This window comes from Caldisphaera sp. (assembly GCF_049974385.1).
In the GTDB taxonomy this organism is placed as follows: domain Archaea; phylum Thermoproteota; class Thermoprotei_A; order Sulfolobales; family Acidilobaceae; genus Caldisphaera.
This window is the reverse complement of record NZ_JBMFIW010000001.1, coordinates 19,560-42,104: the sequence shown is the minus strand read 5'-3', so window position 1 is coordinate 42,104 and position 22,545 is coordinate 19,560. Positions and strand designations below refer to the sequence as shown.

Below are 22,545 nucleotides of genomic sequence, written 5' to 3'. Positions count from 1 at the left end.
AGTAGCAAACTGCTTATCTATATCCTCTACTTTTTCCTCTAAGCTTGTGACCTTTATTTCTAACTTTGAAAGCGAATTTTTTACTTCTCTAATATCATCTTTTGTTGCAAGACTTTGCCATGGAGTAAGCTTTGCAAGTACTTGATAAATTATTTCAGGTTTCGATACTATAACGTCGGCTATTATAGACGGATTATCAAGTAATATCTTTTTTATTTCTTCCTTTAGTTCCTCAGATTTCACTTTTAGTTACCTTTCTCTTTATATTATAGGTTTTTAAACCTTATATTTTTCTTCTTTAAGATTACATTAAGCATAATGAATATAATTTAATTCTTAAAAATTCTGTTAGCCTAGCCCTTCCATATTAGAATTAGGGCATATGTTTAGATAATTGTTAACCGGGGGGTTAACAATTGTCATACAAGGTTATTAAGTAAAGAAAGTGTTATAGCTAATGCTTCTTCAGTTCTAACAGTTAAAGTTCCTTGATTAAAAACTGTATTTAAAATGTAATCAAATTCTTCTTTTTGTTGATATAGCTCAGCATGAGGTCCACCAAAAACAAGGGCTATACCATTACTTTTATCAATATCATTCTTTAAATTATCTTGAATTTTTTTATCAAAACAATCTCCTAATTTGCTTGTTCCTATTATTAAATTCTTATCATTTTTTAGCTTATTTATTTCCTTCTTTAGTTCATTTGTTTTTGATACTTTATATCCAGTATAGAGATTTTCCCATGAAGCTTTTTCAAGTAAAATTTTTCCATTAGTTGATTTTATTTTAACTGTAATGATTTTACTGTTTTTATCGCTATTATTAAGTTTTTTCCTATCTAAAACCCCTTTTCCTAACAATCCTAGGTAAATCAGACAATAATCTTTATTGCATTTCTCAATATAGCCGTCCAATATTTTTCCTACTTCAGCTTTTTTTGGAGGATCATGATTAACTAACCTTAGTGGGGGCAAAATACCTGCATATTTTAATATCTTGCTTTTTTTTATCACCTTCTTCTTTATATGTGGAGGTATAACTTGATAATTTAGTATTAAGTTAAGCATTTTCTCATCAAAATCTCTTGTTTCCTCATCCTTATATAGGATTACTTCATCAACTCTAAATATTGATAAAATTCTGGAAATAAAACCTGCTTTGTTTGTTTTATCGATTAAACTATCCTCGACTGATAAAATGCTTGGAGGTAATAAAACAATGAGTTTTTTATATCTCCGCAAAGGAGGGAAATTATTACAGCTCACTTCTTTTTACCTTTGTTTTCTTCCTCCCTCTTGCTCGTTGAAAATAGAGTTGTTTTTTGTCTTCCTCCCATATATATCACCAATTATAATTGAGTATTTAATGAATTTAAGCTTTATTTTTATTCAATAATGCTTATTAATTTAAGTTCAATTAATTAATTGGTGAGCTTAGATGGCGTTTTTATTTAAAAGAAAGCTTGAAACTCCTGGAGAGAAACTAAGGGAATTATTGAAAAAGGAAGATATATTAATAACTCCTGGTGTTTTTGATCCTGCCTCTGCATTACTAGTCGAAAGCATGGGATTTAAATCTGCTTATTTATCTGGTGCAGCATTAACAGGAAGTCTTGCAATGCCTGACCTTGGTTTAATAACTTTTTCAGAACTATATGATTCAACAAGAAAGATAACTAATGTTATAAATATACCTTTAATTGTTGATTCGGATACTGGGTTCGGAGAGTCATTAAATGTTTATAGAACAGTAAAGGAGTTAGAAGAGGCAGGGGCTGCTGCTATACAAATTGAAGATCAAGACATGCCTAAAAAATGCGGTCATCTATCAGGAAAGAAAACGATTTCTCCAGAAGACATGGTAAAGAAAATTGTTGCTGCAAATGAAGCAAGAAGAGACATGTTAATTGTTGCTAGAACTGATGCAAGGGCAACTGAAGGTATCGAGGCAGCCATAGAAAGGGCAAAACTTTACTTAGAGGCAGGGGCTGATGTAATTTTTCCAGAGGCATTGACTAATTTAGAAGAATTCAAATTATTTGCCAAAGAAGTCAAGGCACCTTTACTAGCTAATATGACAGAATTCGGAAAAACACCTTACATAACTGTACAAGAATTTAAAGAAGCCGGTTTTAAAATAGTTATCTTCCCTGTAACAATTTTCAGAGCCGCTATGAAAGCAATGAAAGATACATTAATTGAAATTAAAGATAAGGGAACCCAGAAGTTCATTTTAGATAAAATAATGAGCAGAGAGGAATTCTACAATTTAATAGGATATTATGAATATGAGAAAAGAGACAATGAATTTGCAAAGAAGGGAGATGAAATAGTTAAAAAGAGGAAAATGTAATAAAATTTTAAATAAATTTAAGGTTTAAAATCTATTTTTAAATAGGTGTAAGAGATGAAACTTACCATTTTAGTTGATAATTATGTGACTTCGTTAACTTCATTAAGAGATAAATTGCTTAGCGAGTGGGGTTTTGCAGCATATCTGCATGACTATAAGTTATTGTATGATACAGGATTAAGCGGAAATGTTTTGCTAAACAACATGAAGGCTCTTAATATTGATGTTAATGAGCCTGACTACTTGGTGTTGAGCCATAGGCATTCAGACCATACAGGAGGATTAATGAAGTTTTTAAATGAAAGGGAAAGACCTATAAAAATTATTGCACATAAAAATCTCTTTTCACCTGCAAAAGCAAAGGATGAAAAAGGAGAAGTAAACGTTGGAGTTAACTTTACAAAAGAAGACCTAGAAAAGAAAAATGCTGAATTGATTCTTATTGATTCACCATATAAATTGAAAGAAAATATAATCATATCAGGATATATACCTAGAAACTGGGGTCCTAGCCATGCCGGAGGACTAATAGATGAAATACCAGATGATATGGCTTTGTACATAATAGATAAAGATGGTCTTTTGATTTTGACAGGTTGTGGTCATGCGGGTATAGAAAATATAGTTGAATATGGTTTAAAGATAACGGGGCAAAATAAACTTAAAGGAATAATAGGTGGACTTCACTTCATGGGATTTGATGATAAGAGATTGAATACAATAGTTTCATATTTGAATACAAAATCTCCTAAGATAGTTGCAGGTACTCATTGTACTGGAATAGATGGTATATCATTGCTGAAGAGGAGCTTCCCTAGTTCATTTAAAGATGCTGGTGTTGGAAAAGAATTAATAATTTAAATAAAAATAATATTTTTAATTTATTTTTTCCTTTTTAAAATCATAAACCCTGCTCCAGCTATAATGACGATTGCTATAACAACTCCAACAGTTAATGATCCCGTAAAAGATGGTGCTTTACTGGTTAATGTCTTACCACTAGAAGTATTAGATGTTTGAGTACTTGTTGAGCTTGTTGAAATAGGTGTTGAACTTGATGTATAAGAGCTAGTCGTTGAGCTTGTTGAAATAGGTGTAGTTGTTTGTGTAGGGCTCGTAGTTGTTGTGTTTGTTATACTGGTTGTTACGGTAATTGTTGGAGTTGTAACCTGAGTTGTTGAAATACCTGTTACTTGATAGCTTGATGGATTTGAAGTTAATGGGTAGTTATCCAGTCCAAAAGTAGTATTATAAGGCTTAGATCCAATACCTTCGCTATCTATTTCGCTTCCCTTATAGCCATACCAGTAATTGCCAAGATAGTTTGTGAAGCTGTTTCCATTAAATGTATATTTTACCTTGCTTTCTGTATTGTATGTAACATTTGAATTACTGACATAAATATTTTTACTGTTATTAAAATAATTAAGATAAACATAGGCATGATTTACACCAATCAATCCTATACCGTATTTATTTCCTATAATTTCGTTTGAAAATATTGTCACATTTGTTGAATAAACTGAATTTATACCGCTTGTTGTATTTTCTACATAATTTTCAAATATTGTTGTGTTTTTACTATATTCAGACATAATACCATCAACCGAATTTTCTACAGTATTGTTATAAATTAACGGGTTATCGTTAACAGTTACAATTCCATATAGTCCCCCAATAGATAAGGTTTCATAAATTTTTAGGGAAGAAACGTTGTTTGCAAATATGCTTCCTCCTGAAGTGTTTCCATTAGCAACTGATTTTACCAAATAAATGGTTGCGGATTTACTATTGCCTAAATTAATTCCAGAATATGAGTATGTTAGGCTTACTTCATTTATTGTCGTATTGCTGTTATGTATTGATATAGAATTCGCTCCGTTTAAGACTAAATTGCTTAAAGAACTGCTTCTAGAAGAAGCAATATATATATCATAACCAGATGAACTTGCATTTACCAGAGGCAAATTAATATATGAATTTTCAATACTTATGCTATTTCCATTAGATATACTAATTCCATTAGCTGAAACATTAGGATTACTATAATATGCATTAATTTTTACATCTAGCAGATTATCATTTCCTTGGTTTAAGTTAATTATGTTAAGACCAGTTGTGCTCATACCTTGGAAAGTACCATTATAAATGCTTTCGGTTAGGTTATATACGTTTAAATTATTGTTATTATTTACATAAACGTCTGCCTGATTCCCGTTGTTTACATTTGATATTACGTTTTCAATTTTAATGTAGTTTATAGAACTTATTGAAATTCCTTCAGATGAGAAGAAGTTATTTAAAGATAGGCTTTCACCGTTATTAACTGAGAGTCCATAAGTATTGTATGGCATGTTACCTTTAGATGTCACATCATTTATTGATATTATGGAATTTTTGTTTCCTGTTATAGAAATTCCTCCTTGACTTAATGATGTTATATTAAATAATTTTGAACTGTTTGAATTGCTTATAGATATGCCTTGACCTTTAGAAACTATGTTAATTGATGACATGGTTAAATATATTGTATTGTCTGCCTCTATCTTGCCTACATCGTTAATATTCGTTAGCGTTGACGTATAGGAGTTAAATATCCTTATTCCGCCGTTTGTAAAAACATTTTCAATTGTTACTGTAGAAGATGGATATCCTAAAATATTTATTCCGCCATATTTAACATTATCATTTTTAATGTTAATGTTGTTAGTATAGCTTACATCAATACCAGTTCCTCCACCTAATACTACGTTATTCAAATCCAAGAAGGCAACGTATGACGCATAAACACCTGATGATCCATTCCATCCTAATGAATTAGCATTGTTTAAGTTAGCGTATGTAACGTTATAAAATGAAATACCATTGGAATTGCTATTTTGATTTGTTGCTATAGAATTTAAATTATTCAGAGAAGCATTTTTGGCATAAGATACAGAAATACCATCAGAAGATGATTGTGTTAAGTAAACTAAATTAACAGCATTAAAAGATATACCTCCACTTGAGTCAGCTAAATAAACATTTGAAACATACGAATTAGAAATGAAAAGTCCATCAGTTTTTGTGTTAGCTACAGAAACATTGTATGCTTTATCAATAGATATATCACTTTGCGAGTTTATCTGATTTAATGAAAAAACAGACTTACCTCTTATACCAGTTAATTCCATTCCAGTGTTAGATATTATATCATTTCTCAAAACATTTACATAATTAAATTTACCATTTAATACTGAAAGTGCATATATTGCTATTCCATAATAAGTCGAGAGACCAGCATTTATGTTATTCATTGTTATATATGGTACATCTGTTAAATATATGCCATCGTAAACGTTTGAATTTGATAAAGCCAGAGTAGAATAGTTGAAAACATTTAAACCAATATAAGGACCTGTGCCTGATGTATTACTGTTTAAATAGCTTATCGTTAAGCTTTTCCCATTATTTATTTCAAAATTCGTGTATTCTATTTGATTTGACTTTCCGATTAAATTAACTTGGTTTACGTTCACTTGATTAATGTTATTTAAATATATTCCATAAGATGGCGATTCTGATGAAACATAAACGTTTATACTATTAAGAGATAAAGTATTTGCATTGCCAACAAATATACCTACGTTAAATGATTTTGTTGATACCTTAGACAAAGTAACTCCATTTGAATTCCCAGTTATGTTAATTGCATTATTAAAAGAGTTAACAATCAAATTGGTTAAAATTAACTTAGAAGAACCCGTAATCATTATACCTGTTTGTCCTAACATCGCATAACTAAATGAGGTCTGAGTATCTATACCTGTAACATTAGTGTTTTCAATTGTGGCATCTATTGGATTTACTAACCAAATACCTGTACCGCCATAATGGCCAAACCAGCCAACAGATTTAACATTGTTTAAATAAACATAAGGTATTCCATCAGTGTAAATTCCTATTCCTCCTTCTCCGTCATGAGAAGAAAAAACAGAGTTAGTTGCTGTAAAATTGTAAACATTATATACCATGATTCCATTGGCATATGGATTAAATTTATCTGCCTCTAGATTAAAATTATTAAGCAAAATCGATGAACCTGTCGTACCAGTTATGTTCATTCCTTCATTACTGCTTAAATAAGAATTTATCATGTTTAAACTTGAGAAATTACTTAATAAAAAACTAGATGTGCTAATATTAACTCCATTAAATTTAACAATGTTGTAATTGTTTATTGAAATACCGCTTAAGTAAATTGCTTTTAGACTATACAAGCTTAAAGAATTTCCATTTGAGACTAAAACACCATCGCCTCCTAGGCTAGCATTGCTTAATGCTATGGTATTGATATTATTAAATAAAACATAATCACTATAATATTCGTATGTGTTATTGGAAGGTATTAGTGAGTTAGTTATGTTTAAATAATTTCCATTAGTTATGTTTAATCCTCCCCATATGTTTGAATCAGTTATTGGCGAATTTAGGAAGTTCGTTAAATATAAACCGTATGTAGTACTTGTTTGGAAACTAGTATTATATAATTTTATGTTATTTAAAGAAATGCTTGATAAATTGCTAATGTCTACGTATTGGTATACTGAAACATTATTAAGAATAGCAGATGCAAGGCTTCCTACTCCATTAATGCTAAGGCTTCCCAAATCTAATACATTGTTAAGAGTTGTTTTGAAAATTTGTGAAATGCTTAATCCATTAAAATTCGCATCATTAATAGTTAATTGATTTGCATTTGTTATGTTTGCGCCACCAGTTTGGTAGCTGGAAGAATAATCCATTCCATTAATGCTAAGTGAGCTGACATTTAAAACGTATAGCTGATAGCTTTGATTTGAATTTACATCTGTTAGAACTGCCTTTGTTAAATTCACTAATCCAATTCCTATACCTCCATTCGATGGTGAATTAAAGAGGTCGTTTTGCATTGTTAAGCCATTGCTGTTATCTATATAAACACCGTAACCGTTTAAAGCGTAGCTCATGACATTATTTAAAGTTAGGTTTGAAGAATCAGTAATGTTGATTCCTTGGTAAGTTGTATAGGTCATTCCAGGCATAGTCCAATAAGCTATAACATTTTGCATATATAAAGAATTAACATCATATACCAATAAGTCATCTCCTAAAACTTGGTTAGGTAACGAAATAATTCCTGAAACATTTACATTTTTCAAAGATATTTGACTTGAACTGTTTATATCTAAACCCCCACTGATATTTAGGTTTTCAATTGTTATGTAAGAAGAATCTATTATTGTTGTATTCCCATACCCGCCATAGTTTAATACAACGTTTCCTTGACCAATAATTGTCAAATCTTGCTTATTTTGAATTAATATAGATCCATTATAGAGGTATCCTTGGGAGACGTAGATTGTTGTTCCAGGTGTTGCTGCATTTATGGCATCTTGTAAACTTGAATATTGCTGTGGAACATATATAATTTGATTAGAACTAGCCTTAGAAATCCTTATGGGAAATAAAAGAAGTAAAGCAAGTAAAACTATAAAGATAGGTATAATTACATTTAATTTAATATGCGACCTAAAAATTTTTCTTTGTATTTTAATTTAACTCTTTTAATAAGTTAAAAATCTAATTAATACACTTTTAGTTTTATAGTGTATACATTTACAGCATATATTTTCTTAATAATGAATAACGATATTAAATTTTTTCATTATATAATCTTAGCAATAAGCATAGGATTACCCCCCTTAAACCCTGGGATACACAATTATTATTGATTAGGGGGGTAGATTTTGAAAGAAAAGATAATAGAACCAGGCATTTGCCCATATTGCAATGCGCCAGCGGATTTCAAATATGAAATAGATGGGCCTATTATGAAAGACAATGAACCTTATATAGAGATTAACTACCAAGTAAATTGCAATTTATGTGGATTTAATGAGTCAAGAACAATTTATATCCCCCTTTCAGGTCTTTATGTTTTACGTTATATGTTAACTCCGAAATCTAGAATTGCAATTGAAAAAATTAAAATATTAACAGATATAAGAAAAATTGAAAATTCTGCTATAAACAAATAATTGAGCAAAAATTATATTTAATCCTTTGTATAAACATTAATTATGAGCGGAGGTGCCCGAGCCTGGCCAAAGGGGACGGGCCTAGAACCCGTTGGCGTAGGCCTGCGTGGGTTCAAACCCCACCCTCCGCATGTTAATGAATTTAGAATGGAAATATCTCTGTGTAATTAACATTAATATAAGGTGAAGTAATGAATATATGAAACATTATAAGACTTATCTCCAGCTTTTGATCAGTTAAAATAAACAGAACTATTAGCTATTATTTTTAAATAATATATTTAAATATTGTTAAGAAAATCTTAATATATGCAAATATATTAAGATTTTCGCTCATATAATCTATATATTAGCTTATTTATTAGGAATCAAGCTATTATAGTAATTAGAATTACCATTTAATTAATATTTAAATTAATTAAAACTTTTTAATTTTTAATATTTCACAAAAACCCATTAATTTTCATGAAATTAATGGAAAAGATAAAAATGTTTAATATGACATAAAATAGGGGATTTAAAATGAAAATACTAATAACTGGTGGTGCAGGTTTTATCGGATCACATTTATCTGATTATTTAGTAGAAAAAGGGTATGAAGTTAAAGTAGTAGACAACTTAAGTTTTGGTAGCTTAGAAAACATAAAACATCTTATCGGTTTAAAAAATTTTGAATTTATAAAAGGAGATTTAAGAGATCCAGGTATTGCATCAGATTCTCTGAAAGACGTTGATATGGTTTATCACTTAGCCGCTAATCCTGAGGTGAGAATAGGAGAACAATCCCCTGATTCTCTTTATGATTTAAATGTTAATATGACATACATTTTATTAGAAGCCATGAGAAAAAATAAAGTTAAAAAACTAGCTTTTACTTCTTCTTCGACAGTTTATGGTGATGCTAAAGTTATACCAACACCTGAAAACTACGCTCCATTAGAACCAATAAGTATCTATGGAGGTGCAAAACTAGCATCTGAAGCGATTATAAGTGCTTATTCGCACACATTTAATATGATATCCGTTTCATTTCGTCTGGCAAATGTAATAGGTAAGAGATCAAATCATGGGGTTATACACGATTTTATAGAAAAATTGAGAAAAGATAAAAATAAATTGGAAATATTAGGCGATGGAACACAAAGCAAAAGTTATATACATGTTAAAGATGTTGTTGAGGGAATGTTTTATTTATTTAATAAAACTGAGGAGAAAAATTTAACTTATGATGTATATAACATAGGAAGTGAAGATCAAATAACAGTTATGGATATAGCTAAAATTATTATAGGGGAAATGGGCTTAAATCCGAAGATTTATTTAACAGGAGGAGTTAATGGAGGAAGAGGTTGGGTTGGTGATGTAAAATATATGCTTTTAAGTATAGAAAAGGCAAAGTCTGTTGGTTGGAAACCAAAATTAAACAGCTATGAGGCAGTTAAAAAAGCTGTTAAAGAGGCTTTATATGAGTAATTGGTGTTATAAATGCCTATTAACAATGGCCAAAAAGTTTTAATTATTGCAGATAATAAAGCTGGCAGAAGGAAATTGTATTTTTTTACAATTGATGCAAGGCAATCTTATTCTACATTTTTAGGCAATATACAAGGAAAAGAAATCTTAGGGAAAGATTATGGAGAAACAATAAAATTAGATAAAGGTATTTTGTATTTAATTGAACCAAGCCTTTATGATAAAATAATGTATGATTTGAAAAGGAAAAGTCAAGTAATATATCCAAAAGATTCAGGTTATATTACCTCCCTATCTGGTATAAGGAAAGGGATGAAAGTTTTAGAAGCTGGAATTGGAAGTGGATTTTTAACCATAGAAATTGCAAAACACGTTTGTCCTGATGGGAAGGTTTATGCTTATGATATAAGGGATGATATGATAGAGATAGCAAAGAAGAACTTAGAAAAGGCAAATTTTCTAGATTGTATTATTATAAATAAAAAGGATATTAGAGAAGGTATTGATGAAGAAAACTTTGATGCGGCTTTTCTGGATATGGCAGATCCATGGAATGCCTTAAATAAAATACATAAATCCATTAAAATTAGTGCCCCTATTGTAATTTTTGTTCCTACAGTAAATCAAATAGAGAAGCTTTTATCAAACATTGATGATAAATATGTGATACAAGAAATTTCAGAGTTAATTAAAAGAGAATGGGAACCGAGGAAAGAAGCTTTAAGGCCATCCGTAAGAACAATAGGTCATACTGGATTTATTATATTGTTAAGAGTTCTTAAATAATTAAGATTCACCTTCTTTACTTTCATCGATTCCCTCGCTTTCTTCTCCTTTACTTTGCGCTTTGTAGATTTGATAAGAAACTTCCGCAGTATATTTTAAAGCAGCTTTAGCCTTAAGCATTTCAATAGTTGTATTTAAGTTTTCAAATCTTATTTCTGATATACTAGCGTCAGGCCTCTCTTTAATTATTAACTTTACCTGATCTTGATCTTGTAAACCATTTTTAATTTGTGTTGACTTCAATTCACCTTCAACTGTTTCCAAATATTCTTTAAGCTCTTGCGGTAAAGGTATTGGTAAATCAGGTACTAATCTAACATAACCTTCTCCTCTATATATTTTTCCTATTTTTCTCCTTCCAATTTTCACTTCTTCACTTTTTTCATTGATGTTTTGTTTTGAAGAATCTTCTATATAATTAAGAAGCGTTTCTATAATTCTCGTTTCTTCTTTAAGGTCCTCTAGTTTCTTCCTTAACCATTCAATAAGCTCATCTTTTGTAATTGCCTTATTATCAGTAGTTTGATCGCTCAATATATAGCACCATTAATTATATTCTTTTTAAAGTTTAATTAGGAGGATTAGATAGTATTACACTACTTTCTTCAAAAACTGTGTATAATAAAATTATATAGGATTAAAATTTAAACTTTAATTAAATATATTAATAAAAGAAAGTAATATTAAGAGGCATAGAAAATGGATATAAAAGTATTTGATATCAGAAATTTTGGAAACAAATTAAATGATATAATAAAAAATTTTGAATGGCCAAGCTATTTCAGTTTGCCCAAAACAATTGATTCAAGGGAAGGTATCGCTGTTATAGAAGAGGGCAAAGAGCTATCATTTCAATACTTAAGAGAAAAAAGCAATGGTATAGCAAAATTTCTTTCAGATCTAAATATAAAAAATAACGATATCGTAGGAGGTATAATGCAACAAAGCTTTAATTTATTGTCAGCAATTATAGGAACTTATAAAAATAATTCAATTTTTATGTCAATATCGACTCTTTTAGGAACAGAATCTATTAAAATTAGATTAGAAAAAACCAAGTCTAAAGTCATCTTTTCTGATCATACACAAACTAAAAAATTAAGGGAAGTAAGCAATGATATAATTATAGTAAGCAATGATGGAGGAGATTATGATATAGATTCTATAACAAAGATATCTAATTTAGAATATGATACAGATAAAAACAAGCCATCCCATTTATTGTTTACATCAGGTTCAACTGGGGAGCCTAAGGGGGCTCTATTGCCTCATAGTTGGATTTTAGGTATATTACCATCTTTTCAAATCTCTTTAGACTTAGCTCCAAGAGAAAATGATGTATTTATGACTCCTATAGAATGGGCTTGGATTGGCGGTCTAGGTAATATGGCTCTACCATCTTTATATTATGGAATACCTTTAGTTGTTTATAAAAGAGAAGGTAAACTAGATGTATCTGATTTATTAAATAAATATGAAAAATATAAGGTAACTGGTACAGTGTTGGTTCCAACTGCTTTGAGAATGATTATGAAATTGGGCGATGAGTTTAAAAAATATGATTTGAAGATAAGATCAATATTAACTGGTTCAGAGATAGTTACATCAGATATATATGAATGGGGGAAAAAGATGGGTATAAGCATAAATAATACATATGGTCAAACTGAAACGGGGCTAATAACTTGTGAAAGTTCTCTATTAATGAATAAAAAAATTAATACAGTTGGTATTCCATGTCCTGGGCATAATATAATAATTGTCGATGACAATTATAACATCTTAGGAAAAAATGAGATAGGAGAAATAGCTGTTACTCTTCCTGATCCGGGCGTAATGATAGAATATTATAAAAGCCCTGAATCTACATCAAAAAAGATTATTGATAACAAATTTATATTGACTGGAGATATAGGCTACTTAGATTCAGAAGGATATCTAATTTTCATAGGTAGGAAAGATGAAATAATAAAGGTTTCTGGCTATAGGATAAATCCAATAGAAATCGAAAATATAATTAATTCGCATCCATATGTTAAGGAATCAGCAGTTATAGGTATTGAAGATAAAGAAAAGGGAATGAAAATTGTTGCATTTGTTGTTTTGAAAGAAAGTATAAAAGGTAATGAAGATATTAAAGAAGAAATTAAAGATTATGTTAAGAAAAAATTTGCTTTATATGCGTATCCAAGTGTAATAGAGTTTGTTGATTCATTACCAACAACTACTACAGGTAAAATAAGAAGAAGTGAGCTAAGACAAAGGTTTTTAAAGAATTAATTATTTGTCGGACTCACCTATTACATAAACATATAATGTTTTTTGCCATCCCAGCTTGTCTCCTATTACCTTTACTGGTTTCCAACCTGATATTTGAAAATCAAGTGTTACAACTCTCGTACCAGGCTTAAGCTCTTGTTTAAGTTTAGGCTTCAATGCTTCATTTACGCTTGTAAGCAAATACATATATACAACTGTTGCATCACTTATAGGTACTTTAAAGAAGTCTCCTTGTACAACTTGAACCCTTTCCTCTATTTTTTCTTCTCTTATTTTGTTCATAATATCTTTTATTAGCTCTTCTCTCATCTCAACTCCTATAGCTTTTTTTATTGGATATTTTTTTGCAGCTTCAATAATTATTCTCCCATCACCACAACCTAAATCATAAAGTACGTCATTCTCCTTAAGATCTAAGGCCTCAAATACTAAATCAAATACCTCTTTTCTTGTAGGAACAAAAGGTACCGACGGACCACCGAATGCCATAGCTATCCACCTTAACTCTTCTTCAGCCTCCTCCAATTCTTTATTCAATTTTTCTCCCTTTTACACATTTCATATATATTTAATTAAATTTTTACATTTTTAAATATATTAGCAGTTCTTTAATGTAGTATAGTTTCTATTATAATAAACTAATGGACATTTTATATCTGAAATTTTTCCATCGATAATTTTACCAAGTATTATACTATGATCTCCAGCATCATAAACTTTATAGTTTGATAATATTAAATACGGTCTTTCAATATTTAGTATAGGCCCATATCCACTTTCTGTATATCCAACTTTTTCAAGCTTTTCTTTAGCATCTATTCTATCTGCCATTATTTTAGATATTTCTTCATCTCCGTAATATAATAAAGTTATTATAAAGTGTTCAGAATTTACTAAAATTTCATGATTATGCGATTTTTTGTCTATAGAAATCATCATTAAAGGAGGATCCATACTAATGCTTGTTAAGCTTGATACGGTTATAGCTGAATAGCCATTTTTACTTTTTGATGTAACTACATACACTTGTTGGGCTGACTGTCTCATGAATAGTTTTAACAGTTCTTGTTCATTCATTGATATCCCCAAATCTAATTTTCATTGTAAATTTAATAAACATTTAATGGTTGATCATTAATAATTAAAGAGAAGAAGAATCTATGCCTGGCGAAAAATTTTGATCTATTTTGTAGTAATAATTTGCTAATTTTATTATAGCTTTTTTAATAATATTTTCAGCTTTATCTGTTGATATTTTCATCTCTTTACTAATTTCTTTCCAGCTTCTTCCTTGCATAACTTTTAATATAAGTAACTTCTTTTCAAATTCATCCAAAATTTCGTTATCTATTGGTAAAATTTTAAAATAATTATTTACTATTTTAAATATTATATCATTTGTTGTTTCATAGGTCATAGTTCCATAAAGGTATGCCCAAAGTCTTTTCTTTTCAATTTCGTTTATTTCTTCCATTTTATCTATAGGTATTGAATTCAACAAAACTAATGCCAATTCTGGTTCCATATTTTTATAAGTATCATAAAGGCTATAGATCAGCTTACTCTTAAAAATGCTTTCGGCAATTTTTTCTATTTTCTTTGCTTTTTCAGATAAAGCTTTAAGAACTAATACAGTATATTCACCGCTAATCGGGTTTCTATCAGGACTCATGTGGATTATAGAAAACTTGTTTTTAATCCAGAAATTTGATAGTTCTACATTAATACCAAAACCACTGCCTATCCAATCAAAGTTCTTTTCCAAGCTTTCATTAATCAAATAATATATTAATTTGCTCCCTAATCCTTTATTTTGAAGCAGTGGATGAGTTGCAATCCTCACAATCCTCCATCCTCTAAGGTTTCCGAAATCAAAGATTCTGTAATGTTTTATGATTCTATCTGGTATTATATTGCCTCTTGTTTTATCTTCTAGCAATAAAGACTTACTGTATTCATAACTTAAACCACCTTCTTCTGCAAGAAGAGATGCCGATACAACTTTACCCTTATGGGTTGTTATAGCTCTTATGCTGTAATGGGGAGCGTCAGCAATTAATGCTAAGTCATCCGGCTCATTCCTATAATGGGCTTGCACATATATTCCAAATATTTGCCTCAGTAATTGCTCATTGTTGAAAAATAGTTCTTCAGGCTTTGCGATTAGGTAATTTAACTTCCCTTCATTTATATCTTTTAAATCCTGTTCATCAATTTCTACTGGCTCTGCATCTAATAATAAAACATCGAATACCCATTTTTCAATTGGATCGTTTTCAGCATACCTAATTGGCGTAACCATTTCCAATTGTTTTAATATAGTATTTTCATCTTTTTTTAAATAATTTAAAAATCTAAAGCTGAATCCCCTACCTGCCCCTTCATAGCCGTGCAAAGTAGAAGCAATTAAAATTTTCTTATGGGATTGCCATAATTTGACCAACAACGTAACAGGGAGCCCGCTAGCTTCATCTATAGCCAATATATCGCACCATTCTTGTATTGCATCTTTTGGCTCCAAATAAGAAATTGAAAAGTTGTCTCCATAAATACCATAAATTAAATTTTCTTTATTTCTATCGACTTTGATTTTAAAGTTTTGTTTTTCTAACCCTTTTATAGCTAATTCCATGAGGCTTTGAGTATTTTCAAGGCTTGGAGACGTAACAATAATTTTTACTTTTTTCTTATCCGATAAAGATTTTACTAAACCTGATAAGCTCAATCCTATTGCACAGCTCTTCCCCCTACCCCTATTTGCTGTGACGACTATTACCTTCTTTTTTTCATTAAAATCTATTAGGGACTCGCTTTCTTTAATTACATTTATTTGATCCTGAGTTAAAGCTAATTCATAAACTTCTTTAGGAAAAGTTATGTCTGATGGTATTACTAATTCTTTTTCTTTTGGAATATCATATATTATTTCAGGTTCATTTAATAATTTATCATTATCTGCATCATAAACGAAAACGTTTTCTCTATGCTCAATTATTTTTTTCTTAAACCATGTTATGAAAATGTTTCTAGGATTTTCATAATTCGGAACTATCAAATTTTTCTTAAAGAACGTTATTTTATTATCCCACTTATCCCACGAAGGAGTTTGTAAAATTAGCAAACCTCCTTTTTCTACTAAACCAGATATAATGCCTATATAGTTGGGTCTAAGGTCTTCATATAAATCAATTATTGCACCTTGAAATGTTTGTCCCATAAGTTTTTTTGAATCCTCAATTCTATATATTGATAGGCTTAGCTTTCCTCCTTTTTCTTTTACATTCCGTTTAGCTATCTCTTTTTTCAGCTTTGATGCATCGCTGTGATCATAAAAAACATATAAAAAATTCAAATTTTTAATAATTTGCTCTTCCCTCAATATGTTTTCATATGATAAAATTAATTTTGAAGTTAATATGCCAATTTCTTCTTGATTATCCCCACTTAAAACTATCATAATTCTTTTCTTGCTTTTGTAGGATTGTAATATTGCTTTTTTAAGCATTTTCATAAATCTAAGAAAACCAATCGGCATATCAAAATTTATATCAAATGTTAACTCTTCTGCTCTTTTCTTTATTATTTCTTTAAAGTTTGTTTTATCATTTGTTTCTTCCATTCTTCCCCTCTAATATATTGTTTTAACTTTATATAATAAGTATAAGGTTTGTTGGAGCATAAGATTTTAAAAGGTTTCCTTTCACTTTGTGAAATATGGGGCTGAGTAGTGGAGGAAAATTCTTATATATTATGGCTTGATGAAATTAAGGATTTAAATATTGAGCTATTAGGAGGTAAGGCTAAAGGATTAGTAGAATTAACTAAACATAACTTTCCAGTTCCTCCCGGATTAGTAATTACATCAAAATCATATGAATACTTTATAGAAAAAACAGGTTTAAAGCAATATTTAAATGATACTGTTAAAAAGATTGGTTCATTAAAGCCTGGAGAAATCGAAAAAATAAGTGAAGAAATAACAAGAAAATTTGAAGTTACTGATATACCAGATGATTTAAAAGATATGATAGAACAATCATATATTGAGCTAGGCAAAAGATTAGGGATCGAGAATCCTAGAGTTGCTGTAAGAAGCAGCGCTACTTTAGAAGATGTTGCTGAAGCAAGCTTTGCAGGGATTCAAGATACATATTTAAATGTGCAAGGTATAGAAGATTTACTAAAGTATGTAAAGATGGTATGGGCAAGCATATGGACTGCAAAAGCATTAATTTACAGGGAAAGCTTAGGGTTAGATCATAGAAAGGTATCAATAGCTGTTATAGTTCAAAAGATGGTAAATAGTAAGAGTTCTGGGGTAATGTTTACAGTTCACCCAGCTACTGGAGAAACAAATAAAATTGTCATAGAATCATCATGGGGTCTAGGAGAACTAATTGTAGGAGGTATTGTTACACCTGATAGCTTTGTCTTAGATAAAAATACATTAAATATAATTGAAAGAAGAATATCAGCAAAGAAGATAGGCAGGTTTTATGATCCAGTAAATAAGAAAAACGTAGATATAGAGTTACTTGATAATCCGGAAAATTATCCGGAAGGGCCTTTATATGATTTATTAAAAATGTTTGGCATAACTTCAAAGTCCTCATCATTAAGGGATGAAGAGATAAAATATTTAGCAGAAATTGCAAAAAAGGCTGAAGATGCATTTAATCATGCATTAGATATGGAATGGGCTATAGATATGGATTTAACTTTTCCAAGAAATGTTATGATAGTTCAAGCAAGATTTGAAACGGTATGGTCTAGACAAAAAACAGGAAAAGAAGGAAGTATTTTGACTAGAGGGCTTCCAGCTAGCCCTGGTATAGCAAGCGGATTAGCAAAGATAATACATACAGTTAATGAAGCCGCTGAAAAAATGAAACCTGGAGACGTTTTGGTAACTAAAATGACCGACCCAGATTGGGTACCTTATATGAAAATGGCTTCAGCTATTGTTACCGATGAAGGTGGTATGACAGCACACGCTGCTATTGTTGCAAGAGAATTGGGAAAGCCCGCTGTTGTTGGAACAGGAAATGCAACCTCTGCTATTAAAGATTCAATGCCAATAACTGTTGACGGAAGCAGAGGAGTAGTTACTTATGGAATAGCTGAGAAAAAAGAAGAGTCTAAAAAGAAAGGAGAAGAAGGAGAACAAAAAATAAGTCTAGAATTTTTAGCAGATCTTTACCCTGTTACAGGCACAAAGATCTATATGAATTTAGGAGAACCTGATGAAATCGATAGATATGTTAATTTACCATTTGATGGAATTGGTTTGATGAGAGTCGAGTTTATAATTTCAAGCAAGATAGGTTATCACCCGCTTTATTTGATAGAGCAAGGAAAACCTGACGTTTTTATCGATGGATTAGCAGAAGGGATTGCAAAAGTTGCTGCTGCTATTTCACCAAGACCCTTAGTTGTTAGATTCAGTGACTTTAAGACCAATGAATATAGCAGGTTAAAGGGAGGAGAAAAATATGAGCCATCTGATGAAAGAAATCCAATGATAGGATGGAGGGGGGTTTCTAGATATATACAAAAACCATATGAACCAGCATTTAGACTTGAGGTTAAAGCTATTAAAAAAGTTAGAGAAGAAATGGGTTTAAAAAATGTTTATGTAATGTTTCCATTTGTTAGAACTACTTGGGAATTAGAAAGAGCCATGAAAATAATGGAAGATGAAGGACTTAAAAGAGGAAAGGACTTTAAAGTGTGGATAATGGTTGAAGTTCCTAGCACAGTTATTTTAGCAGATGAATTTGCAAAAATGGTAGACGGATTTAGTGTTGGTAGTAATGACTTAACCCAATTAACGTTAGGAGTTGATAGAGATAGTTCATTATTAGCTAAGATGGGATATTTTGATGAAAGAGATCCAGCGGTTCTCAAATCAATAGGTATGCTAATAGATGCAGCTCATAGGCATAATGCAACCGTAAGTATATGCGGTCAAGCTCCAAGCGTTTATCCGGAAATTGTTGAGAACCTTGTTAGAAAGGGTATAGATTCTATAAGCGTAAATCCTGATGCGGTAATTAAAGTAAGGAGACATGTAGCTAGTGTTGAGAGAAGAATATTAGTTGAAAACAGTATCAATAAGTCTTAATCTATATTAATAAAACTTTCTTCTTCAGGTGTGTAAGAACCATTTTTTTCTAATATATCAAAAACTTCTATTATTTCTTTTGCATTGCCATTAATAAATAATATTCCTAACTCGTTTTCCTCCATGACATTACCTAAATATAGGTATGCTGAAGTAGTTAGCTTCCCTCTCCTAGAATAAAATACCAATAAATTATATGAGTTTTCTATTATCGACGAAATTTTCTCTAAGTCTTTCATCGCTTCAACTGCTTTAATTTTATAATAAGGTTGATAAACAACTATAAATGATATAGAATTCTTCAATTTTACCTTGATAATTTCTTTATCGCCTATCTTAACTATTTCTGCATTTCTTTCTTTCAATTCATCTAATAATTTTCTGATTTCCTCTTCAGTTATTTTAGGATCGTATTTACTTTTCTCTTTCTTTGCCTCGTTTAGTATCATATTGTGGAATTCTTCAATCCCCAATACTTCAATTGACAATCTTTGCACCATGTTTTATAATATATAATAGAATATTAAGACTTTACCTTTTTTAATATCAACGTTTTTATCTCATAAGGCTTTAGGCACACTTTATTTAATTCATTTTTTTCTGTTTCAATTAAATTGGTTTCGCCTTCTATAATATAATTTTCAAACTTAAGATCTATGCAAACGCTTTTCCCATAAGTCTCCCAGATTCTTAATATCAAGTTATCAGAATCTTCCATCATTTTTAACGATCCAAACATCATCAAGCTTGGATCTATTTCCAAGAAGCTTCTTTTATCTGATTTTCCTTTAATATAGATAACCTGATTATTTAATTCCATAGCTAACTTAGGAGTAAGGGATTCTCTCCAAGTATTTTTGTGAGGATATATCCAATATTTTATATCTTGTCTACCTCTATCTAGTTTTGGGTTGGGGAATAAGGGAGACCTTAATAAAGATAAGCTTAGTACATTTGAAGAAACGCTATAACCTTGCCTTCCAAAGTTTATTATTGATATACCATAGTCAGGGTCATAGACATCAGTCCATTTCCACATAGGGACCTCATATTTGGCTCTATCCCAACTGTTACTAGGTAGAGTCGGTCTTTCTATTACTCCATAAGGTATCTCAGCATGATTGTATTGACCCATAATGTTTGCTTCAATAACTGTTTTAAGTAGTTTAAGATTTTCATGCCAATCAACTTCATGATTAACCTCTATCACATTTCTTCTTAAACAAATCTTTGTTTTTATTTCAGAATTGTTAATATCATTAACAAAGTTTAAACAGCTCATTAATGGTCCTTTTTCAGAACCGATAAAATTCAAGCTAATTTTTTTACAAACTCTTTTATAGCTTTCATCTATATCCCATCCATCAAACTTCTCTGGCATATCTTCACACAGAAGTAAATAAATATCATTTATAGAGTACCTTTTATTTTCTTTGTCATAAACTTTTATATTCTCTCCTTCTTTATTTAAAATAAAATAATCGTTTTCTATATATTTATCGTTGGAAATTTCTGTGTTAAACTGAGATATGCAAGGACCAACTTCATATGAAATGAATCCTGTAGGAGGTAAATCTATTTCAGTTAAATATTTTTCTCCAAATTTTTGGCACACCTTACCTTTTAATGGGTTTTCTAATTCTATTAATTCTTCCCTTTTCCAAGGGAGATAATTGAAAAAAGTTATATAATTATTGTCATTTATTATCAGATCTTTCAACATTGACAGTAAAACTTGATTAAGCTGATTTATTATTGAATCAAGCTCATTAATTATATTTTCATAGACCTGATAAGTTGTTGTTGCTGAAATAGCATCATGAAATTCAAATTCGAGAAGTTTTATCCAATACTTTTCCATGTTAATATTTTTATTTAAAAGAGAAGACCAAGTCTCAATTTGAATTAATTTCATCTCTGTTTCTCTTATCAATCTTTTTAGCTTTACGCCATTTGTATAAACTCCTCTATGGGTTTCTAAATAAAGCTCTCCATACCAAATAGGTAATGATTCCATATGTTCTTTAATTTCACTTATATGCTCTTGAGGTAATTTAACTGTAAGTTTTGGTAAACCTGGGAAGTCTTTATACGTTAAAAACCTCTCTAGCATTAGCCATGTTGGCCCTCCCCCTCCATCTCCATGACCAAAAACTAAAAATGCCGGTAAATCTTTTATTTTATGATCATTCCATGCGTTTACTAATTGACTTGGAGATAAATCACTTCCATAAGTTGGATAATTTATGGATGGCATTTCAGATCCGTCAATACCTTTCCATAAGAAAACAGAATAGGGGAATTTATTTATGCTATTCCAATATAATTTATGCGTATAGAAGCCAATTATTCCAGATTTCTTCATTATTTGAGGTAATTGTGCAGAGAAACCAAAAGAATCTGGCAACCAACCAATAGTTGAAATTTTATTGAATTCCTTTAATAGAAATCTTTGTCCATAAAGAAACTGTCTTACTAAAGATTCTCCTCCTGGTAAATTGGTATCACTTTCAACCCACATACCTCCTAACGGTATTAGTTTATTTTCCATCGCAAAATTCTTTATTTCTTTATAGAGTTCAGGATACTCTTCTTTAATCCATTTCAAATAAACAATGTTTGATATACCATACTTTAAAAAATTATTGTTTTTAATTAATGATATCACATTAGATAAATTCCTATAGACTTTTTGCTTTGTTACATTTGTATCCCAAAGCCATGTAAAATCGATATGGGCATGCGCTATCAAGTCAAGGTTACCTATAGGCCCGAATTTATTTCTTAATCTTTCCATACCTTTTTCTAATATAGATTCTGCTCTTTCAGCACTTTTTTTCAATTTTGAAAAATCTATTTCTTTTCCATCAATATCATTAATACTTATATAATTTTCAAGATTATTAAGATACCATGGGGCTTTTATTAGCTGTGTTTTTAAAGCAGTTTCAATTTTATCTCCTTTTATAGAATCAATTGTTATCTCGTCTAGAGAATCATTAAGGATCCTTAGCAACTCATCAGAAATTGATGGCAAAACTTTTGATGCGTCATTTACTAGCTTTGCTTTTATTAAAAATCTAAAGGTTGAAGGCTCAAAATAAATTAAATATATTTTGTTAATTGATATTTTATTTTCTCCCAATAAGCCAACATAGGAAGGACATAACCTTATTAGACCAGATTTTGTTGCTTTTATCCATTTTCCATCTGTTATTTCTTTACTTCCATATATTGCATATTTTTCATTATCTATTTCGAGAGTTCCTTCTCCATCTATATCAACGAAAATCCAAGGTTCATTATTATTATCAATAGACAAATTAGTGCAAAAGCACGAATCACACTTTTTTAAATCCAACTCCTTATAATCAACTATTGAATTTGCATAAATATAGAAAAGCTTTACATCAATTGATCCTGTACTTCTTTTTTCCAATCTCTTCCCTAGATATTTTATTTTAAAAG

The 22,545-nt window shown here is 30.2% G+C and carries 15 protein-coding genes, 1 tRNA gene and 1 pseudogene; 8 read left to right on the top strand and 9 right to left on the bottom strand.

What is annotated here, in order from left to right; genetic code table 11:
- Both ACP5GV_RS00180 and ACP5GV_RS00175 read right to left on the bottom strand, forming a co-directional pair.
- Positions 1–243 (bottom strand): annotated as a pseudogene (locus ACP5GV_RS00180) (PD-(D/E)XK nuclease family protein); the annotation flags it as partial.
- A gap of 176 nt (positions 244–419) precedes the next feature.
- Positions 420–1,268: a putative RNA uridine N3 methyltransferase gene (locus tag ACP5GV_RS00175; RefSeq protein WP_428101610.1), complete on the bottom strand. Its 849-nt coding sequence runs from the start codon at positions 1,266–1,268 to the stop codon at positions 420–422.
- Between the two features lie 172 nt (positions 1,269–1,440).
- On the opposite strand from ACP5GV_RS00175, the gene prpB reads away from it, so the two are divergent.
- Positions 1,441–2,355: a methylisocitrate lyase gene (prpB, locus tag ACP5GV_RS00170; RefSeq protein ID WP_428101608.1), complete on the top strand. Its 915-nt coding sequence runs from the start codon at positions 1,441–1,443 to the stop codon at positions 2,353–2,355.
- 54 nt (positions 2,356–2,409) lie between these two features.
- Positions 2,410–3,216 (top strand): MBL fold metallo-hydrolase, encoded by an 807-nt coding sequence (locus ACP5GV_RS00165; RefSeq protein ID WP_428101606.1) that lies wholly within the window; start codon positions 2,410–2,412, stop codon positions 3,214–3,216.
- A gap of 20 nt (positions 3,217–3,236) precedes the next feature.
- Here the strand turns inward: ACP5GV_RS00165 and ACP5GV_RS00160 are convergent, their stop codons facing one another.
- Complete coding sequence (locus ACP5GV_RS00160) at positions 3,237–7,676, bottom strand: beta strand repeat-containing protein (protein WP_428101604.1); 4,440 nt, start codon at positions 7,674–7,676, stop codon at positions 3,237–3,239.
- Positions 7,677–8,123: 447 nt separating this feature from the next.
- Here ACP5GV_RS00160 and ACP5GV_RS00155 point away from each other — a divergent pair, with 447 nt between their 5' ends.
- From ACP5GV_RS00155 to ACP5GV_RS00140, 4 genes are all read left to right on the top strand, one after another.
- Entirely contained in the window at positions 8,124–8,414 is a 291-nt protein-coding gene (locus ACP5GV_RS00155; protein ID WP_292320021.1) for a hypothetical protein, read from the top strand.
- Between the two features lie 46 nt (positions 8,415–8,460).
- A tRNA-Leu gene (locus ACP5GV_RS00150) sits at positions 8,461–8,545 on the top strand.
- Between the two features lie 391 nt (positions 8,546–8,936).
- Complete coding sequence (locus ACP5GV_RS00145) at positions 8,937–9,887, top strand: NAD-dependent epimerase/dehydratase family protein (protein ID WP_292320019.1); 951 nt, start codon at positions 8,937–8,939, stop codon at positions 9,885–9,887.
- Positions 9,888–9,899: 12 nt separating this feature from the next.
- Positions 9,900–10,673: a tRNA (adenine-N1)-methyltransferase gene (locus ACP5GV_RS00140; protein WP_428101600.1), complete on the top strand. Its 774-nt coding sequence runs from the start codon at positions 9,900–9,902 to the stop codon at positions 10,671–10,673.
- Here ACP5GV_RS00140 and ACP5GV_RS00135 read toward each other — a convergent pair whose 3' ends face one another.
- Entirely contained in the window at positions 10,674–11,207 is a 534-nt protein-coding gene (locus ACP5GV_RS00135) for a hypothetical protein (protein WP_292320015.1), read from the bottom strand.
- 165 nt (positions 11,208–11,372) lie between these two features.
- Here ACP5GV_RS00135 and ACP5GV_RS00130 point away from each other — a divergent pair, with 165 nt between their 5' ends.
- Positions 11,373–12,953, top strand: coding sequence for an AMP-binding protein (locus ACP5GV_RS00130; RefSeq protein WP_428069347.1), 1,581 nt, complete (start codon positions 11,373–11,375; stop codon positions 12,951–12,953).
- On the opposite strand, the gene ACP5GV_RS00125 is transcribed toward ACP5GV_RS00130, so the two are convergent.
- From ACP5GV_RS00125 to ACP5GV_RS00115, 3 genes are all read right to left on the bottom strand, one after another.
- Positions 12,954–13,442 (bottom strand): class I SAM-dependent methyltransferase, encoded by a 489-nt coding sequence (locus ACP5GV_RS00125; RefSeq protein ID WP_428101718.1) that lies wholly within the window; start codon positions 13,440–13,442, stop codon positions 12,954–12,956.
- Between the two features lie 108 nt (positions 13,443–13,550).
- Positions 13,551–14,030 (bottom strand): flavin reductase family protein, encoded by a 480-nt coding sequence (locus ACP5GV_RS00120; RefSeq protein WP_428069349.1) that lies wholly within the window; start codon positions 14,028–14,030, stop codon positions 13,551–13,553.
- Between the two features lie 64 nt (positions 14,031–14,094).
- Positions 14,095–16,572 (bottom strand): tRNA(Met) cytidine acetyltransferase TmcA, encoded by a 2,478-nt coding sequence (locus ACP5GV_RS00115; RefSeq protein ID WP_428101598.1) that lies wholly within the window; start codon positions 16,570–16,572, stop codon positions 14,095–14,097.
- Between the two features lie 108 nt (positions 16,573–16,680).
- Between ACP5GV_RS00115 and ppsA the strand changes: the two genes are divergently transcribed.
- Positions 16,681–19,077, top strand: coding sequence for a pyruvate, water dikinase (ppsA, locus tag ACP5GV_RS00110; RefSeq protein WP_428101596.1), 2,397 nt, complete (start codon positions 16,681–16,683; stop codon positions 19,075–19,077).
- Here the strand turns inward: ppsA and ACP5GV_RS00105 are convergent.
- Positions 19,074–19,565: a hypothetical protein gene (locus ACP5GV_RS00105; protein WP_428101594.1), complete on the bottom strand. Its 492-nt coding sequence runs from the start codon at positions 19,563–19,565 to the stop codon at positions 19,074–19,076. The genes ppsA and ACP5GV_RS00105 overlap by 4 nt on opposite strands.
- Positions 19,566–19,600: 35 nt before the next feature.
- On the bottom strand, positions 19,601–22,516 hold the full coding sequence (locus ACP5GV_RS00100) for an alpha-mannosidase (protein WP_428101592.1): 2,916 nt from the start codon (positions 22,514–22,516) through the stop codon (positions 19,601–19,603).
- Positions 22,517–22,545 lie beyond the last annotated feature (29 nt).

Coding starts and splice junctions, on each gene's coding strand:
- prpB (WP_428101608.1), top strand. CDS start 1,441: ATGGCGTTTTTATTTAAAAGAAAGCTTGAAACTCCTGGAGAGAAACTA.
- ACP5GV_RS00165 (WP_428101606.1), top strand. CDS start 2,410: ATGAAACTTACCATTTTAGTTGATAATTATGTGACTTCGTTAACTTCA.
- ACP5GV_RS00145 (WP_292320019.1), top strand. CDS start 8,937: ATGAAAATACTAATAACTGGTGGTGCAGGTTTTATCGGATCACATTTA.
- ACP5GV_RS00140 (WP_428101600.1), top strand. CDS start 9,900: ATGCCTATTAACAATGGCCAAAAAGTTTTAATTATTGCAGATAATAAA.
- ACP5GV_RS00130 (WP_428069347.1), top strand. CDS start 11,373: ATGGATATAAAAGTATTTGATATCAGAAATTTTGGAAACAAATTAAAT.
- ACP5GV_RS00125 (WP_428101718.1), bottom strand. CDS start 13,442: ATGGCATTCGGTGGTCCGTCGGTACCTTTTGTTCCTACAAGAAAAGAG.
- ACP5GV_RS00120 (WP_428069349.1), bottom strand. CDS start 14,030: ATGAATGAACAAGAACTGTTAAAACTATTCATGAGACAGTCAGCCCAA.
- ACP5GV_RS00115 (WP_428101598.1), bottom strand. CDS start 16,572: ATGGAAGAAACAAATGATAAAACAAACTTTAAAGAAATAATAAAGAAA.